Here is a 14,595-nt window from a genome sequence, read left to right as displayed (position 1 = left end):
GATAAGTATCTTTATATTGAGCTGGACGGTTATATAAGTGGGTTTTATTCAATTCATAGTGTTTCTGTTTGTCTTCTAACATCTTATTCCATAGAAATCTATTATGTCCAAGGGTCATATGAATCAAAGTCTTTTGAGATTCAGTGGGATAGATCCTAAACTTAAAGGCTTTATTCATTCGGTTCACCTTGGCTTTCAGTAGAGTGCAGAAACGGGTATGAATACACCTTTATTATAACATTATTTATAATGATTTGTAAATATAAGAAAATCAATTCATCCCACTACCTATGGAGGTAGGGGACTTCTTGATTGTGTTGTTAAAACTTGAATTCAACGTCTTGACGTTTCGAAGCTTCAGCTTCAAAGAAGTCGCGTTTTGTGAAACCTTTCCAGTTCGCAATCATCGAACTAGGGAATACTACAATTTTTTGGTTATAATACGAAACGTTCGCGTTATAAACACGTCTTGCTGCTTGAAGATTTTCTTCAACTTCAGCACTTGCGTTTTGCAGTTTAGCAAAGTTTTCACTAGCTCTAAGTTGTGGATATTGTTCTACTACCACATTTAAACGCGCCATGGTTTCGGATAATTGGTTAGCGAAAGCTTGTTTTTCACCGATTGGGGCACCGTGTGCAGGTTGACGCATTGCGATAACTGCCTCAAGGGTTTTGCGTTCATGGTCAGCGTAACCTTTGGTTGCGGAAACCATTTTGGTAAGTAAATCAAAACGTTTTGTTAAAGCGACATCGATGCCGGATTCAGCTTCGTCAACTTTAACAATCAATCTGTTGAATGTGTTGATCGTACCAATGACCCACAAAGCAACAATAAGCAATAAACCCAATACTACAAATAAAACGATAAGTCCTGTGTCCATATTTGAATCCTCCTATTGTTTTTTAAATTTATCGCTATCCATTTTGAATTCATTGATGATAATTGCCGGCATATCAATGTCGTTTAATATATGACCAATGTTATCAGTGGTTAGCGGTGTTTTCAATTTTAATTCGAATGAATCCGATGAATCATAGATGGCGACATCTAAATGATTACCATAATACATCATTTGGAAGTGCCCACGGTGAATCGATTCCATCTCTAGAATCTTTTCAATCAATACCGGTGTAAGTTGATAATATACATATTGTTGATCCGATGCGAAGACTTTGAATTTCTTGTTGAATTGTACCGATTCGGTTTCGTACTTCTTCAATCCTCTAGCAGCAGCACCGACAAAACGGCCTTCTTTGACTTGAAGAATTTGATCAAAATCACGCTCATAATCAAAGGTATACCAACGCCCTTTGAAAATAGTTTGATACGAATACGTTACATTCCCCTTGGAGTCTCTGTGCTCAACACGTTCTTCCATATGAATATCAGAACAAGCAAATTTAACACCTTTATAGGTCCCTTTCATCAAGTCTTCCCCATGAAAACGGTCAGGTTTTTGATAAAAGTTTAAACTATTAATGTGTGCTAATGAAATGGAGTCTTTTGGATTATAATAGCCATCTTCGTATTGTGCTTGTATTAAACTTTTAATAATTTTCTCTTTGGTGATTTTTCGGTACGAACTTGCGATTTGTGCCGCTTTAGCAAAGAAATAGAACCCAACAAGAATAATGAGAAACAAAAATCCCTTTTTTAAATTAGATTTGTACTCATTGTACATTTCTAAACGTTGTTGCTCATAACTCGCTAAAATATCTTTATATTCCATATAATCACCTACTTTATTTTATAATAATTGCTTAAAGAAATCAACCTTATCTAAGCGTTCCCAAGGCAATTCAATATCGGAACGCCCCATATGGCCGTAGTTAGCAGTTTGCTGGTAAATTGGACGCTTTAAATCTAAGGTTTTAATGATGCCTTTTGGGGTTACATCAAAATGTTTACGAATGACCTCAACAATTAATTCATCAGCAACTTTTGCAGTATTAAATGTGTCAATTCTAATCGAGACTGGTTTCGCTACCCCAATCGCATAAGCAAGTTGAACTTCACATTTGGAAGCAACACCACTTGCAACAACATTCTTCGCAATATAACGGGCCATGTAAGAAGCACTTCTATCTACTTTTGATGGGTCTTTACCTGAGAATGCCCCACCCCCATGACGAGCATAGCCACCATAGGTATCAACAATAATCTTACGTCCAGTTAATCCCGAGTCACCTTTTGGTCCGCCTACAACAAACTTACCTGTAGGGTTAATTAAGAATTTGGTATTTTCATCAATCAAATCCTTTGGCAATACCGCATCGATGACTTCTTTACGGATACCTTGACGTACGATTTCAATATCGATATCGGCATGTTGTGAAGATACGACTACGGTATCGATGCGTGAAGGTCTATCGTATTCATCGTATTCAATGGTGACTTGAGACTTACCATCAGGTCTTAAGAAATCTAAAATATTTTCATGTCTAACGGTATCTAAACGTCTGACTAATCTATGTGCAAGTTCAATCGGTAAAGGCATATAATTTTCGGTTTCATCACAAGCAAATCCAAACATTAAACCTTGATCGCCTGCGCCTTGTTCGTGGCCTTCATACTCATCTACACCCATCGCAATGTCAGGTGATTGACTATTAATAGATACTAAAACTGCAAGGTTTTCAGCGTCAAATCCGTACTTTCCTCGGTCATATCCGATATCTGTAACGGTGTTTCTAACGATACTTTGAATATCAACATAGGTTTTTGTTGTAATTTCTCCCATAACTAGGACTAACCCAGTCGTTACGGCAGTTTCACAGGCAACACGCGCATTTGGGTCGTCTGTTAAGATAGCATCTAAGATCGCATCGGATAAACGGTCACAGATTTTATCTGGATGACCACTGGTTACTGATTCAGATGTAAAAAGTTTTCGTTCCATTTCATTTCCTCCTAAAAAATAAAAAACCCTTTCCCAACGAAAAGAGTTTCAATCTCTCATTGTTGGGTTATCCCCCTCGTCATTAGCACCTTGCTTTAGCAGGTTGCTGCTACATCGCAGGCGACTAGCCTCCGTAGCTCTTAATAAGAAGTATTCAGTTTAATAAGCATACTTATTATATCATGTGCTGTTTTTTTTGCAACAAAAATAGTATCAATATTCGTTATAAATTTTCTCAAAATCCGTTTTGAATTTCAAGAACCTTTCCACAAGAGCCCCTTCAAAATAAACGTAGAAATTTTTTTCAAATAATTGAATGACTGCTGAATTTGGATATGGTCTCTTATAAGACTTCAAACTGCGCATCGTCACATATAAATCAGCCAATAAAATCACCTGTGATTCGACTTGGGGTTGAATCAATAACATCTCTTTGACAAACTTTTCATTTGCAACCCCTTCAATATGGGCTCTAGCGATGTCCTCAGCTTTTTGAGCAAGCTGAATGCGTTTAGCAATCAAAGTCCCTAATGAGGTTTTTTTCTTGAGGTCTTCATAGTCTTCAGATTCAATACCATGTTGGACCAAATCCTCAATTTCATGAGCCCGCATGTGTATGATTGCGTAAGCTTCGATGTGCTCGATTTGTTTAGTAGATAAGCCATAATAAGCCCCTAATCGACTGCTCATTTTAGAGACTAAATCGATGTGTTGACGATCCATGAAAGCACGTTTCGATGATAAAACCACGGCGTACAAATCGGTAACGATTGTCGTGAAATCTGTTTGAACTTCACGGCGTTTGATCAACTCTTTTTTACGTTCTTCTTGCATATAAGAACCCATCGATACAATTGCGTAGATAACTACCATGAAGACCGTGAACAATACGATTCTTAAGTAAAAATCTTGAGCTTCTTCAGTGGGTATAAATTGCTTCAAGAACTCACCTACCGACAACCCTTGATACAGTTCAGTTAACTGATAAGTCCAAACAAAGTGAATGAACGTAATCCCTGCAATCATCCCTTGGAATGTCCACATAATAAGGCGTTTACTTTGGTATAAAGAGATCACAACAACCGAATAGTAAATGAGGATATAAGCGGCGGTTTCAAAGTTACCATATAAACGTGCATAGATTAAGATGGCGGAGATGAACATATAAATTGCTTCGACATACATCGCGACTTCTTGTTTGGTCTTGTCGTGTCGCTCACCAAATATTAAACGGTTAATGACATTATTTAAAAAGAACGTAAAAGGGAAGGATAACGCAGAAAAGAGCCAGTCAGATGGCTCGTTGTTGACCGCTGCAATAAAGAATAAAATCATCGAGTATATAATGTTAGATAAAAAGATAATGTTCTTAATGACGATATTACGACGGTGTAAAACCATCACATCATCGGTGATATCGATGTTTTCTTCAAAGCCAAACAAGCGGCTAAAAAAGTGTTTGGTAAGATACTTAAATTTATCCTTTTTCACGCTTGTCCCCCTAATAAATTAATCAAATAATGAGATTTGTTTGTGTGGTTCTTCGTGAGCTAAATCTTCGTTGATTACTTGAGCAACACGTGTGGATGCAGCTGCAGCAATCGCACCGACGATGTCATCTAAGAATGTATGAACAATACCTTCTTTTTTGCCATCTTCATTAAGTTTGCGAACAATCCCGTGTTTGTTGACGTCGATGTCACCAAAGTTGGTCATTCCAATGACGCCATATAGTCTAGCCACATCAAGGCCTAAAACTTCATCGACACCAAATAAACCTAGGTCAGATTCGATAATATCTTGGATCGGGGAAGAAAGCATCTTCTTTTCAGCTAATTTATCGATTTCAACCGATAGTAACACATGATGGAAAATGTCTCTTAAAGACAATACTTTTAACACCGATTCTCGGCAAGTTTCAAATTTGATATTATCGGTATATTTACCTTGTTGTTTAAATGCTATCATCGCAATATCATCGACTTCTACACCACGGCTCTTGAGGGCTTCAACACATAAACGTGTCATTTCCTCACGACTAAATAAAACTTTTTTCTTCATTATTGACAATGTCTCCTTTAACGAATAGTTTTTGTCCATTCAGAAAATCTCTGGCTTCCATGATTTTCTTGTTCTCAGGTTGAATCTTGATGAGTTCGACAACACTGTCTAACGCTTGGATATAAAAGCGCTTCTTATCACTCAAAATTTCACCAGGGACTCCAGTACTAATTATATCACTTTTTGCGATTTCATACACCTTTATCCGTGTATTATGTATGAAAATTGAACCGCCTGGTTGTGATAGTAGAGACCTTAAGTGACTATCAATTTGTTCAAAGGTTTGATTGAAATTCAAGACTTCATCTTCTGGCTTTAAATTATATGCAAATGTGACTTGCGTTTCATCCTGTGGAATTGACGGGCAATTACCAGCCACGATATCTTGAATGTGTGTGTCTAATAACTCTTTCGCAACCACAGAAAGCTTCGCCATTAAGGTATCTGTAGTATCTGTTTTTTCTATCGGAATAGCCTTAGTAGCGATGATATTACCGGAGTCCATCTTAGGGGCCATATACATCAACGTTACCCCTGTTTCAGACTCTCCATTTCGAATGGCATATTGAACGGGAGCTCCACCACGATATTTAGGCAGTATTGACCCATGTAGGTTTACAGAAATACCCGCATCTAAAACTGCCTTTGGAATCATTTGTCCATAGGCTGCTGTTACGATTAAATCGGGTTTGATGTCTATAATCGGCTGATAGTCTAATTTCATCTTAATCGGTTGAAATAGCGTTAATCCATTTTCAATTGCGTACTGTTTAACAGGCGAGAATTCAACTTTACCAGCTCGTCCTACTTTCTTATCGGGTTGTGTCACCACTAGGCTAACACCATATTTTTGATGTAACATTTTGAGGGTTTCTACTGCATATGCAGGGGTCCCCATAAATACAATTTTCATATTATACTCCTATACAATATCGTCATATCGATAAAATCTAACCGATAGATTTTCTTTATCGTAATACTGTTTTATAGATTGAATCCAATGCTTTAAATCTTGACGCTTTCCTGTCTTAATCATCAATTTAAACGTTTTGATATCAGATTCGGATGGCCCTACTACCTCGTATTGTGAATACCTTGAAATGATTTGTTGTTTCAGTTTGGTTGCAGCTCTTTCTGCTTGATCTAAAGAGTTGCCTTTAAATACAATACTTAATAACTGATAATACGGTGGATAGTGTGCTATTTGGCGACGGTTCAATTCTTGTTCATAAAAGCCAATTTCATCTTCTAAACTCTTTAAGACAAAATGATCTGTTTGATAGGTTTGGACAATCGAAACCCCTGCTTGTTTACGACCAGCACGCCCCATGGTTTGTTTAATTAACTGGTAACAACGTTCATTTGCTAAATAAGACGGTGCTTTTAACATTGAATCTATCAATAAAATTCCAACAACTGGTATATCAAAATCATGGCCTTTAGAAATCATTTGTGTGCCAATCAAAATGTCAATTTTTTTAGCCTTAAATGCATTAATCGTAGCTTGATAGACACCTTTTTTCGATGTAGTTTCTGAATCTAGCCGGGCAATTTTAGCTAGAGGAAAGGTTCTTTTCATTTGAACTTCGACTTGTTCAATCCCCATACCTACTGGTCTAACTTTATCGCTACCACAAGCCATACATTTAGGTTCATACTTCATTTGATACCCACAATGCGGACATTTTAAACGGCGCTTATTTTCAAAGTAGGTTAAGGTTGTATCACAGCGTTCACACGTTGGGACATGCCCGCAACTTCGACATAAAACGTACGGTGCAAACCCATTTCGATTGGCTAAAATGAGAGCTTGTTTATTATCTTTTAAAGAACGGTTAATCGCATCATATAGAGGTTTAGACAACATTGATAAATTCCCGTTTTCAAGTTCTTTTTTCATATCGACGATTTGGAGTTGATCTTTTGTTTGATAGACTTTTTCATTCAGTTCAATGAGTCTTAGTTTACCTAGTGTTGCGTCATAATAAAGTTGAACTGGTGGGGTTGCTGAGGCATAAACGAGTGGGATATTGTTATAACGAGCCCGTTCTTGTAACATATCTAAACCGTGAATGGTTTTTGCATAATCGATATAACTCGGATCTTGTGCCTCGTCAGCAATGATAATACCTAAAGATTTAAATGGTGTAAAAATACCCGACGGGGTTGTAATCAAGACATCGACATAACCTGTTTGTGCTGCACGGTAACTATCCAGACGAGACTGGAGTGTGTCTTCTGGGTCAATCACTGCGACGCTTAAAAAAGGATTTAAATACAATCTCAATTGCTCAATTAAAGCGGTATCAAGCGTAATAATCATAGCTTGTTTTCGCTTCTTGGATAGTTCCATACAGAGTTGTAAAAAGACTTCTGTTTTACCTGAAGCAGATACGCCTTTTAATAAGAATCGTTCATATTTGAGAAGGGACTCTTTTATAGCGAGAACAGCTTCTTTTTGTTCACGAGTTAGGGCTTTTGAGTCCTCTGCGTAAGTTGGTTTAAAAACAACCATTTTCTCTTGTTTTTGAATTGAAATACTGCCCATTTTAACCAATGTCTGAACCATTTGTTTTGAGTACCCTGAATCGAGGATATCTTCGATGCGTTTAGGCTCATTCAAGTAAAGCCATAGCGCTTGTTGTTTTTGGGTTTGAGGTACTTTTGTGGTTTTTAAATAATAATTTTCAGTTTGAATACTTCGTTTTTGATCAATGGCTTCATCGATTTCTATACTGCCTGAAGAGACTGCTTTCTGAAAAGCGCTTGAATACTTACGCCAAGTCTTTTTAAACACCACTACGTCATCTATCAGTAATGATTTAAGCGGTTCTTTCAAACCATCGCGTTTCATCACGCGAATCACTTTTTGATATTCAACCGAAAGTGCATCGGGGATAACCTTATGGTATGCAAGGACAGAGGGTATCATCGCTTCTTCTTCTAAATAATTAATCAAATGAAAGAGTTCTTTATCGACTATAGGTTCCATATCAAAAGGTTCGATGATGGCTTTGGTTGCTGCTAAAGATTCAGATTTAATTTTCGTAATTAGCCCGACACGGGTCATGTTGCCAAATGGCACAACCACGCGCATCCCCAATTTTAAAAAACCTTCCAAATCGGATGGGATTATATAATCGTATGAGGATTGAATCTCTTTTGTTTTTAAATCGACCATAACTTCTGCAAACATGGCATTCACCTAATCCAAATTATACCACATATCTAGCAATAGACAGAAAAAAAACGGGAGGTTTGGTCCCGTTTCTACTGTTATTTTGTCGACTTGTTGTCGTCTTTGAAGAACTCTTTCGCTGTAACTGCTAAACCTGCTAGGCCTTGAAGTTCAGAAGGAATAATCAACTTAGTTGCTTGTCCTTTAGATACTTCTACCAATGCATCATAAGCTTTTAAGGTTAGTACGGATTGGTCTGCGCCAGCCTTCTTAATCATTTCGATCCCTTTAGCGGTTGCTTCTTGGACTTTTAAGATAGCATTAGCTTCACCTTCTGCTCGTAGGATAGCAGATTCTTTTTGTGCTTGAGCTTCAAGAATTTGTGATTCTTTGAACCCTTCAGCTTTTAAGATAGCAGATTGTCTTTCACCCTCAGCAATTAAGATGGATTGACGTTTTTCACGTTCTGCACGCATTTGTTTTTCCATCGCTTCGCGGATGTCTTTTGGTGGGATGATGTTCTTTAATTCGACACGAATTACTTTAATACCCCACGGGTCTGTTGCTTCATCTAAAATGATACGCATTTTACTATTAATGAGTTCACGGCTAGTCAAAGCTTCATCAAGATCAAGTGCCCCAATGATGTTACGAAGTGTGGTCGCAGTTAAGGTTTCAAGTGCACGATTAGGATTATCTACCCCATAAGTAAATGCTTTTGGATCTGTAATTTGGTAGTAAACAACAGTGTCAATTTGCATTGTAACGTTATCTTTGGTAATAACCGGTTGCGGTGCATAATCATTCACGATTTCCTTTAATACTACAACTTTAGAGACACGGTCGATAAACGGTACTAACCAGTGTAAACCGGTATTCCATGTCGTATAATAGCGACCCAATCTTTCGATGACCAATGCTTGTGTTTGTCTTACGATACGAATACTCGATAAAGCGATAATCAAAGCGAATACTAATAGTAAAAGCAAAATAACTAAAGCGATAGTGCCTGGTTGTAATGCAGCTAATACAATAAACATTTATAAATCACCCTTTCTTATAAATTATAAATCTTCTTTTAGGACATCGACTAATAACTTGTTACCAACGATATCCAAAATCACTACGCGTGTACCCACGGAGATTGGGTCCTTTTTAGTGGTAAAGGCAGTCCACAATTGTGAGTCTACTTTGATTTCACCTTTACCATCAAATGGAATTTCTGTGACCACAACGCCATGCATTCCTATCATACGGTCGGCATTGGTTTTTACTACTTCTTTGTCCATAAAACGCTTAGTTAATGGTCTAGTTAAAATGAGTAGTACCAAGGATACTACGATAAAGATGGCTACTTGTCCAACAATCGGTACATTGAGTGCAGCTGCAATCAAGGCTGCGATTGCACCAAATGTAAACCAAATGGTAACCAAATCGGAGGTTTCAAACTCGACTAAAATTGTACCAATTAAGACGACTGCCCAAATGATAATCATTAAATAATCATTGATAAATACCATTAGCCTTTGACCTCCTCATCTAAATCGATAACCAATAATTTCTCTGTGGAATTCCACTTCGCACGATATTTGTAGTTTGTATCCTTAGTGAATGTAAAATGTGTCACAGTTGAGATATCACTAACTACTTTTTTACTACTAATTCGACCATAGCTCTTTTTAATTGCGACATCAAGTAAATGGTTCTTATTGACATCACCACGCATGGCTTCTTCTTTACTTAAATTTTTAATCACGACACGATGTTTTTCACGATCGATGCCAACGATGACTTTATATGCGTCTACGAAATAAGACGCAGCCACTTTATTGAGTGTAATGTTTGAATCATAAAAGGTGACAGTGCCTAAAGTGTCTTTTGGCATAATCCATTCTATTGCCATATAATTTCCTCCACACCCTTATTATACACCATAAAATGAATTTTCAATACAGTTTTTGAATTTTTTTGAATTTTATTATATTGACAGAAATTTGAAAAAAAAGACCCTATTTCAGGGTCTATTCAATCGATTTAAGAATTTTATCAATCTTATTACCGTAGGCTAAAGCTTCATCGTATTTGAAGATTAATTCTGGCATTTTTCGTAGATTATTGACTTTAGAAGCCAAATCTTTACGTACTTGCTTGTTAATCTTTTCTAGATTAGCTTGAGCGACTTTGATGATTTCAGGATCATCATTTAAAATTGTATAGAATACGGTGGCGTAAGAAAGATCTCTGGTAATTCTCACCTCAGTTAAATTGTAATAACTGATGGCTTCAGACTTATTTTCACGATTAATGATGACAGCCAATTCACGTAAAAATAAGGAATTTAATCGTTCGATGGAAATGCTTGACACAATTAACCACGCTCCACTTCTTTTTCAATTGAGGCTTCAATGATGTCGCCTTCTTTTAAGTCGTTATAGTTTTCAATCGAAATACCACATTCATAACCGGTTTTAACTTCTTTAACATCGTCTTTAAAACGCTTTAAGGAAGCCATTTTACCTTCGTAAATGACGATACCATCACGAATGATACGAACCAATGAGTTACGTTCGATGACACCATCGGTAACATAGCATCCGGCAACCGCACCAATCTTCGAAATCTTAAAGACGCTTCTGACTTCGGCTTGTCCTGTAACGACTTCTTCGTATTCAGGTGCGAGCATACCCGTAAGGGCTGCTTCAATATCTTCGATGGCTTTATAAATGATGTTATATAGTCTAACTTCAACGCCTTGATTCTTCGCAAATTCTCTGACAACCGTCGTTGGTCTTACGTTAAAACCAATGATGATGGCGTTCGATGCACTTGCAAGCGATACGTCACTTTCGGTGATGGCACCGACAGATGAACGAATCACGTTGACGTGTAGACCTTCGATGTCAAGTTTCTCTAAGGAACCCTTAAGAGCTTCAATGGAACCTTGAGTATCGCCTTTGATGATCAAGACCAATTCTTTTTGTTCAGCTTCAGCTTGTTCCATCATAGACTTTAAGGAAGCTTTCTTTTGTTTTTGTAAATCGCCTTCACGTTGTCTTGCAAGACGTTCTTCAGCAATTTGTCTAGCTTGTCTTTCATCGCTTAAAGCAACGAAGATGTCACCAGCTTCAGGCATATCGAATAGTCCAGTGATTTCTACTGGTTGTCCAGGAATGGCTTCATCAAAACGACGTTTAGTGTCGTCATTCATGGTTCTAATCTTACCGTATGTGTTCCCTGCAACGACGTTGTCGCCAACTTTTAGGGTACCATTGGTAACGATCACTGTTGTAACAATACCTCTACCTTTATCGAGTCTAGCTTCAATAACAGTACCACTTGCAAGGCGGTTTGGATTGGCTTTTAAATCTTCTAATTCAGATACCAATTGAATGACATCTAATAACGTATCGATACCTTTAGCTTTTAATGCTGAGACTTCGACGTAAGGGGTATTGCCACCCCATGCTTCTGGAATGAGTCCTAAATTGGATAATTCGGTCATGACTAATTCTGGATTTGCTTGTGGTTTATCCATTTTATTGACCGCAACAATAATCGGTACTTGTGCTGCTTTAGCATGCTCTAAGGCTTCAACAGTTTGTGGCATCACACCATCGTCTGCAGCAACCACTAAAATACAAATATCGGTTACCTTCGCTCCGCGAGCACGCATTTCAGTAAAAGCGGCGTGTCCTGGGGTATCGATAAAGGTGATTTTTTCACCATTTCGTTCGACTTGATAAGCCCCGATGTGTTGAGTAATCCCACCGGCTTCACCCGCTACCACACGTGAGTGTCTAATGGTATCGAGTAAGGTAGTTTTACCATGGTCAACGTGACCCATAATGGTCACAATCGGTGCACGTTTAATTAAATCTTCAGGTGCATCTTCAAATTTCATTTCATCAAAACGGGTAATGTCAGTTATGACTTCGTCTTGGATTTTAAAACCCATATCTTCAGAGATGAGCTCAATAGTATCGCGGTCAATTGACTGATTCACAGAGGTCATAACACCAAGCATCATGAGTTTTTTTATGATTTCGGCATTTGAAATACCTAATCCTTCAGCCACTTCTGATACTTTCATGTTTGGCTTGTAAATAATCGTTTTACCACGAATGACGTTAGCGTCTCTTCTTGGTATGTTGGACGTTCTAGATTCATTTTTCTTCGAATTAGGACGTTTGTTCATATCATCACTTCCTTCTATTTTTTAAACATATTGGCAAATCCTTGATCGGTGAGTGCTAAAGCTTTGATATTGGTTCTACCAACAGCTCTTGACAGTGTCTCCGTATCAAATAATTCAAGTACTTGTACTTCGTAAAATGAGGCTTTATCCAATACCCTTTTCTTGGTATTAGCTGATGCATCACTGGCGAGAAACACTAGTTTAGCCTCTTTATTACGAATCGCTTCGACTGTAAAATCCGTACCCGCTTTGATTTTACCTGCGGCCTTGGCCAAACCTAAACGACTAGGCATGGTCACCTACAAGCGATAACAATGTATCGTAAATCGCATCTGGTACAGTCACTTCTAATTTTTTATCTAAAGCTTTAGACTTACGGGCTTTTTCAATCACTTCTTTGGAAAGAATTAAATAAGCACCACGTCCATTGGCTTTGCCTTTAAGATCTACGGAGACTTCCCCTTCTTGGGTCGCTACTACGCGAATCAGGTCTTTTTTAGGTCTAACTTCTTTAGTCACTACACAAGTGCGCATGGGCACTTTTTTTTCTTTCATGAGAAACCTCCTTAGAAAATGATACCTTCAGCTTCAGCCATGGAAGCACTCTTAATATCGATTTTCCAGTTAATCGCTTGTACAGCTAATTTAACGTTTTGACCACCTTTACCGATGGCTAGAGATAATTTATCATCTTTAACAATCGCTAGGGTTGTACGCTTAATTGGGTTGATTTGAGTAACCGCTAAAACTTCAGCAGGTTGTAAAGAGTTCGCAATTAAGTCTCTTTCATTGGTGCTCCATAAGAATAAGTCAACTTTTTCGCCAGATAGCGCTCTGACGATTTCACGAATACGTGAGGATTCCTCCCCTATGCATGCACCGATAGCATCCACGTTCTTATCGTTAGACATAACCCCTACTTTAGTACGATCACCTGGGTCTCTCGCGATACCCATGATTTCAACTACACCAGACTTAACTTCAGGAATCAAGTTTTCAAATAATCTTGTAACTAAGCTCTTGTCAAGTCTTGTTACAAGTACTTTTGGACCCTTTGTCTTCATTTCAACACTTGCGATATAGACTTTAATGGATTCCCCAACATCGAATTTATCAGTAGGTAGGGCTTCTCTTTTTGGTAACAACGTTGTCAGTTCTTTACCTAAGTCTAAACGGTAGTACTCTTCATCTTCGCCGATGACTTTCGCAATTACCATTTCTTTTTCTTTTAACTTGAAAAATTGATAGACATTTTCTTTTTCAATGTTCTTCAAGTTTTGGTTTAAGACATTCTTTAAATTCACAACCGCAGTTTGTGAGAATTCTTTCGGGTTGATGAATTCTTCTAAGATGTCTCCGACTTTAATTCTTGCTTTGTGTTGACGTGCTTCACTTAACTTCATTTGTTTAAGTGTTGGGTCCGCTTCTAAATCATACCCTTCATCCGGTACGACTAAGTGTTGTTCAAACACCAAAATTTCATTCTTTTCCGGATTCACTTCAACTCGACAAGACGTGTGGCCTTTGCTCTTTTTGAACGCCACAATCATCCCTTTGATGAATGCATCCGTAATTAAGTCTACAGAGATCCCGCGTTCATCTGCTATGACTTCTAGTAATCTAAAAAACTCTTTGCTTACCATGTTCGTTTCATTCCTCCTAAAACTTAATCGCTAAACGAATTGATTTAACCGATTGATACGGAATCTCAATCTTTTTCAAGCGGCCTTTTAAATTGATTTGAAATAATAAGATTCCTTCTTTGAATTCGAGTAAGTAGCCATCACTATTGATTTCATTTGATTCGATGTGGACATACTTGCCAACCGCGGATAAAACCTCTGTTTCATTACGGAGTGGACGTTCTGCACCTGGTGAGGAAACTTCTAAATAATAGTTTGGATCGAATCCGACTGCATCTAGTGCTAAAGAGAGTTTTTGATTCACAACCCCTAAATGATCACTCGATAAATCATTTCCATCCACAATTACCTCTAAGATTTTTTCACCAAATTCATGTTTAACTTTTAGACTATACAAGACTAAGCTCTGTTGTTCTAATAGTTTTACAATGACTTCTTCCATCTGTTTTAAATCCATATTTGCTCACCTACTTTTGACTAATAAAATGAGTGGAACCTAATCCACTCACCTTTACGGCTCATATTATATCATAATATAGGGTCTCATATCAAACAAAACTTATCATTTATGTGAAAAATGCAAATGCAAACTATTTGCAACTAAAAAACTTTGTGCTA

General features: G+C 37.7%; 17 protein-coding genes and 1 riboswitch. All 17 genes read right to left on the bottom strand.

What is annotated here, in order from left to right; translation table 11 throughout:
* Positions 1 to 178: helix-turn-helix domain-containing protein (locus N7603_RS09065; protein WP_373425341.1), on the bottom strand; the 178-nt coding region annotated here is incomplete at its 3' end.
* Between the two features lie 142 nt (positions 179 to 320).
* A complete protein-coding gene (locus N7603_RS02790; RefSeq protein WP_262095810.1) occupies positions 321 to 881 on the bottom strand; it encodes a LemA family protein in 561 nt (186 codons plus the stop codon).
* A gap of 12 nt (positions 882 to 893) precedes the next feature.
* Positions 894 to 1,730, bottom strand: a complete 837-nt coding sequence (locus N7603_RS02785; protein ID WP_262095809.1) for a DUF3137 domain-containing protein — start codon at positions 1,728 to 1,730, stop codon at positions 894 to 896.
* A gap of 18 nt (positions 1,731 to 1,748) precedes the next feature.
* Complete coding sequence (gene metK / locus N7603_RS02780) at positions 1,749 to 2,900, bottom strand: methionine adenosyltransferase (RefSeq protein WP_262095808.1); 1,152 nt, start codon at positions 2,898 to 2,900, stop codon at positions 1,749 to 1,751.
* A gap of 53 nt (positions 2,901 to 2,953) precedes the next feature.
* A riboswitch (SAM riboswitch) is annotated at positions 2,954 to 3,050 on the bottom strand.
* Positions 3,051 to 3,113: 63 nt separating this feature from the next.
* Positions 3,114 to 4,391 (bottom strand): HD-GYP domain-containing protein, encoded by a 1,278-nt coding sequence (locus tag N7603_RS02775; protein WP_262095807.1) that lies wholly within the window; start codon positions 4,389 to 4,391, stop codon positions 3,114 to 3,116.
* A gap of 18 nt (positions 4,392 to 4,409) precedes the next feature.
* A complete protein-coding gene (locus tag N7603_RS02770; protein ID WP_262095806.1) occupies positions 4,410 to 4,961 on the bottom strand; it encodes a phosphatidylglycerophosphatase A family protein in 552 nt (183 codons plus the stop codon).
* Positions 4,939 to 5,874 (bottom strand): methionyl-tRNA formyltransferase, encoded by a 936-nt coding sequence (gene fmt / locus N7603_RS02765; protein WP_262095805.1) that lies wholly within the window; start codon positions 5,872 to 5,874, stop codon positions 4,939 to 4,941. The genes N7603_RS02770 and fmt overlap by 23 nt, the downstream gene beginning before the upstream one ends.
* 9 nt (positions 5,875 to 5,883) lie before the next feature.
* Positions 5,884 to 8,157: a replication restart helicase PriA gene (priA, locus tag N7603_RS02760; protein ID WP_262095804.1), complete on the bottom strand. Its 2,274-nt coding sequence runs from the start codon at positions 8,155 to 8,157 to the stop codon at positions 5,884 to 5,886.
* Between the two features lie 80 nt (positions 8,158 to 8,237).
* The gene (locus tag N7603_RS02755) at positions 8,238 to 9,179 is read right to left on the bottom strand and encodes an SPFH domain-containing protein (protein ID WP_262095803.1); all 942 of its coding nucleotides are present in this window, start codon (positions 9,177 to 9,179) and stop codon (positions 8,238 to 8,240) included.
* A 24-nt stretch (positions 9,180 to 9,203) separates the two neighbouring features.
* Positions 9,204 to 9,659: an NfeD family protein gene (locus N7603_RS02750; RefSeq protein WP_262095802.1), complete on the bottom strand. Its 456-nt coding sequence runs from the start codon at positions 9,657 to 9,659 to the stop codon at positions 9,204 to 9,206.
* Positions 9,659 to 10,042, bottom strand: a complete 384-nt coding sequence (locus N7603_RS02745; protein WP_262095801.1) for a hypothetical protein — start codon at positions 10,040 to 10,042, stop codon at positions 9,659 to 9,661. Before N7603_RS02745 ends, N7603_RS02750 begins: the two co-directional genes overlap by 1 nt.
* A gap of 118 nt (positions 10,043 to 10,160) precedes the next feature.
* The gene (rbfA, locus tag N7603_RS02740; protein WP_262095800.1) at positions 10,161 to 10,505 is read right to left on the bottom strand and encodes a 30S ribosome-binding factor RbfA; all 345 of its coding nucleotides are present in this window, start codon (positions 10,503 to 10,505) and stop codon (positions 10,161 to 10,163) included.
* 2 nt (positions 10,506 to 10,507) lie between these two features.
* Positions 10,508 to 12,334: a translation initiation factor IF-2 gene (infB, locus tag N7603_RS02735; protein WP_262095799.1), complete on the bottom strand. Its 1,827-nt coding sequence runs from the start codon at positions 12,332 to 12,334 to the stop codon at positions 10,508 to 10,510.
* A 14-nt stretch (positions 12,335 to 12,348) separates the two neighbouring features.
* Positions 12,349 to 12,627: a L7Ae/L30e/S12e/Gadd45 family ribosomal protein gene (locus N7603_RS02730; RefSeq protein ID WP_262095798.1), complete on the bottom strand. Its 279-nt coding sequence runs from the start codon at positions 12,625 to 12,627 to the stop codon at positions 12,349 to 12,351.
* Positions 12,620 to 12,889, bottom strand: a complete 270-nt coding sequence (gene rnpM / locus N7603_RS02725) for an RNase P modulator RnpM (RefSeq protein ID WP_305071962.1) — start codon at positions 12,887 to 12,889, stop codon at positions 12,620 to 12,622. The genes N7603_RS02730 and rnpM overlap by 8 nt, the downstream gene beginning before the upstream one ends.
* Before the next feature lie 11 nt (positions 12,890 to 12,900).
* Positions 12,901 to 13,977, bottom strand: a complete 1,077-nt coding sequence (gene nusA / locus N7603_RS02720; protein ID WP_262095797.1) for a transcription termination factor NusA — start codon at positions 13,975 to 13,977, stop codon at positions 12,901 to 12,903.
* 16 nt (positions 13,978 to 13,993) lie between these two features.
* Positions 13,994 to 14,434, bottom strand: a complete 441-nt coding sequence (gene rimP / locus N7603_RS02715; RefSeq protein WP_262095796.1) for a ribosome maturation factor RimP — start codon at positions 14,432 to 14,434, stop codon at positions 13,994 to 13,996.
* Positions 14,435 to 14,595 lie beyond the last annotated feature (161 nt).

Origin of the sequence: Paracholeplasma vituli, from assembly GCF_025446935.1 — a bacterium.
GTDB classification, from domain to species: Bacteria; Bacillota_I; Bacilli_A; order Acholeplasmatales; family UBA5453; genus Paracholeplasma; species Paracholeplasma vituli.
Note: the sequence above shows the minus strand (reverse complement) of the source record. Positions and strands in the feature narration are given on the sequence as shown.